The organism is Streptomyces sp. URMC 127 (genome assembly GCF_051386535.1).
In the GTDB taxonomy this organism is placed as follows: Bacteria; Actinomycetota; Actinomycetes; order Streptomycetales; family Streptomycetaceae; genus Streptomyces.
Map to the genome: position 1 here is coordinate 1 of NZ_JBPQTW010000382.1, position 3,068 is coordinate 3,068.

At 74.6% G+C, this 3,068-nt stretch carries 4 protein-coding genes; 3 read left to right on the top strand and 1 reads right to left on the bottom strand.

Going from position 1 to position 3,068, the window contains the following annotated elements; translation table 11 throughout:
• The 3 genes from ACSNOH_RS34210 to ACSNOH_RS34220 all read left to right on the top strand — a co-directional run.
• On the top strand, positions 1–779 hold a 779-nt coding region (locus ACSNOH_RS34210; protein WP_436725346.1), incomplete at its 5' end, for a thiolase C-terminal domain-containing protein.
• A gap of 4 nt (positions 780–783) precedes the next feature.
• On the top strand, positions 784–1,251 hold the full coding sequence (locus ACSNOH_RS34215; protein ID WP_436725347.1) for a Zn-ribbon domain-containing OB-fold protein: 468 nt from the start codon (positions 784–786) through the stop codon (positions 1,249–1,251).
• The gene (locus ACSNOH_RS34220) at positions 1,248–2,042 is read left to right on the top strand and encodes an enoyl-CoA hydratase/isomerase family protein (protein ID WP_436725348.1); all 795 of its coding nucleotides are present in this window, start codon (positions 1,248–1,250) and stop codon (positions 2,040–2,042) included. Before ACSNOH_RS34215 ends, ACSNOH_RS34220 begins: the two co-directional genes overlap by 4 nt.
• Before the next feature lie 226 nt (positions 2,043–2,268).
• Here ACSNOH_RS34220 and ACSNOH_RS34225 read toward each other — a convergent pair.
• Positions 2,269–3,068 (bottom strand): PQQ-binding-like beta-propeller repeat protein (locus ACSNOH_RS34225; protein WP_436725349.1); only part of this gene is annotated, 800 nt, incomplete at its 5' end.

Sequence of the window (3,068 nt, forward strand, 5' to 3'; positions counted from 1 at the left end):
GCACCCAGCTCCCCACCCCCGCGCAGTGGACCCGCCCGTACGGACTGATCCGCCCGGTCGACGAGATAGCCGTGCTCGCCCGCCGCTACATGCACGAGTACGGCGCCACCCGCGAGCACTTCTTCAACGTCGCCGACGCCTGCCGCCGCCACGCCCACCGGAACCCGGCCGCCGTCATGCACGGCCGCCCTCTCACCCGCGAGACCTACATGACCTCGCGCTGGATCAGCGAACCGCTCTGCCTCTACGACAACTGCCTGGAGACGGACGGCGCCCTGGCCTGCGTCCTCGTCTCCGCCGACCGGGCCCGCGACTGCCGCCGCTCCCCCGTCTACGTGCACGCCGCCGCGCAGGGGCTGCCTGCCCAGCACCACGGCATGGTCAACTACTGGAACGACGACCCCCTCTCCGGCCCCTCCTGGACCGCCGCCCGGCAGCTGTGGAAGACGGCCGACTTCGGGCCCGCCGACATCGACGTCGCCCAGATCTACGACGCCTTCACCCCCCTCATCCCGCTCTCCCTGGAGGGCTACGGCTTCTGCGGGCGCGGCGAGGGCGCGGCCTTCACCGAGGACGGCGCCCTCGAACTCGGCGGCCGGCTCCCGCTGAACACCGGCGGCGGCGGGCTCAGCGAGGCCTACGTGCACGGCTTCAACCTCGTCACCGAAGGCGTCCGGCAGCTGCGGGGCACCTCCACCGCACAGGTGCCCGGCGCCACGACCTGCCTGGTCACGGCGGGCGAGGGCGTGCCAACGTCCGCTCTCCTGCTGAGGAGTTGAGCTCATGTCCTCCATGATGAGGGGCACCACTGACAACGGGCTTCTGCTGCCCGAGCCGGACGAGGACGGCGCGCCCTTCTGGGAGTTCGCGGCCCGCGGCGAACTCCGCGTCCAGGCCTGCGCCCGCTGCCGTGAGCTGCGGTTCCCGCCGCGCCCGTGCTGCCCGCGCTGCCAGTCCTTCGACACTGCATGGCAGAAGATGAGCGGCCGCGGCCGCATCTGGTCGTACGTCCTGCCTCACCCGCCACTGCTGCCCGCCTACGCCGCGCGGGCCCCGTACAACGTGGTGGTCGTGGAGCTGGCCGAGGCGCCGCGCATCCGCCTCGTGGGCAACCTCGTGGCGGCGCCGGACGCGGACATCGACTCCGCGGACCCCGGGCAGCTGCGCATCGACGCGCCCGTGCGCGTCACCTTCGCCCGGCTCCCCGGCGGCTTCACCGTGCCGCGGTGGCTGCTGGAGGCGGCGTCATGAGCGGCGAGGAAGGCCACCGCGGGCCGGGTGTGCGGGCGGAGGTGCGCGCGGACGGCGTCGCGCTCGTCACCCTCGACCGGCCCGAGCGGCACAACGCCCTCGACCTGGCGGCCGCCGCCGAACTCGCCCGCGTCTGGCACCGGTTCCGCTTCGACGACGCCGTCCGGGCCGTCGTGCTGACCGGCGCCGGTGACCGCGCCTTCTGCACCGGCATCGACCGTTCCGCCGCCGTCCCCCAGCCGGGCTCGCCCTACTCCCTGGACGACCCCTTGCGCACCGCCGGCCCCAAGTCGGCCGACCTGTGGAAGCCGGTCGTCGCGGCCGTCAACGGCATGGCCTGCGGCGGGGCGTTCTACCTGCTGGGCGAGGCGGAGTTCGCCGTGGCCGCGGAGGACGCCACCTTCTTCGACCCGCACACGACGTACGGCATGGTCAGCGCCTACGAAACGGTCCACATGGCGCAGCGCATGCCCTTCGGCGAAGCCGCACGCCTGGCCCTGATGGGCACCGCCGAGCGGCTCTCCGCGCGGCGCGCGTACGAGATCGGCCTCGTCTCCGAGCTCACCCCGCCCGGCGGGGCCGTGGCCGCGGCCCTGCGCGCGGCGGCCGTCATCGCGGCCTGCCCGACGGAGGCCGTCCAGGGCACGGTGCGGGCCCTGTGGGCAGCGAAGGAGGCCACGCGAGAACGCGGCCTCTCCCTCGCGCCGCACCTGATCGCGCTGGGCAATCTCCCCCCGGAGGACCAGGCACGACTGTTCGCCTCCCGGGATCGGAGCCACCGGCTCCGCTGAGGCCCCGTATAGGGGCGCGGGGAACCGCGCGACCAGCCACACACGACCCGCAGCCAACCCACCGGCACAGCGACACCGCCGTAGCGACGCCATCCCGCGCACCATCACCCACGCCACCCAGACCGGCCCCGCCCCCAAGGGGCGCGGGGAACTGCGCGCCCAGCCACACACAACCCGCAGTCGACCCGCCGCACCCCGTCCGCGAAGCACGAACCACCCCGCACCGTCAGCGGCGCGACGCCATCCCCGTGCCCTTGGCCGCGTCCAGGGCGTACACGCAGCGGTCCTTGCTGCACGCGTACACCACGCCGCCCGCCGCCACCGGCGAGCCGGTGATCTCTCCCCCCGTGGCGAGCTTCCACCGCAGCTGGCCGCCCGCCGCGTCCACCGTGTACAGGCAGTGGTCGGCGGAGCCGAAGTGGATGCGGCCGTCGGCGATGACCGGGGAGCCCACCACGTCGCCTCCGGCGGCGAACCGCCACTTCGGCGTGCCGGTGACCGCGTCGAGCGTGTAGAGCGCGCCCCCGCTGCCCAGGTGGACGGAGCCGGCCGACACCAGGACCGGCTCCGTGGACTGCCGGGCCTCCGTGGCGATGCGCCACCGGTCGCGGCCGGTGGCCGCGTCGAGGGCATAGACGGTGCCCAGGTAGTCGGCGATGTAGACGCCGCCGCCGGTGACGGCGGGGCCGGGAGCGAAGGCCGGCGGGCTGAGGAACACGGCCGGCGCCTCGAAGCGCCAGCGCACGTCACCGCGCGCCACGTCGATGGCCAGCACGCGCGTACCCGCGGCGACGTACACGACGCCGTCGGGGCCGGCCAGGAGTCGTACGGGCACGCCGCCGCACGAGGCGGTGTCGCCCACCGGATACGACCAGCGCTCGGCGCCCGTACGGGCCTCCAGGGCGCGCAACCGGGCGTCGGCCCAGACGTAGACCACGCCGTCGTGGACGAGCGGGCCGCAGTCCGGCGTCTCGAAGTCGGTCTGGGCGCCGCCCATCTCCCACAGCAGCTCGCCGTTGGCGGCCT

Coding starts and splice junctions, on each gene's coding strand:
- ACSNOH_RS34220 (WP_436725348.1), top strand. CDS start 1,248: ATGAGCGGCGAGGAAGGCCACCGCGGGCCGGGTGTGCGGGCGGAGGTG.
- ACSNOH_RS34215 (WP_436725347.1), top strand. CDS start 784: ATGTCCTCCATGATGAGGGGCACCACTGACAACGGGCTTCTGCTGCCC.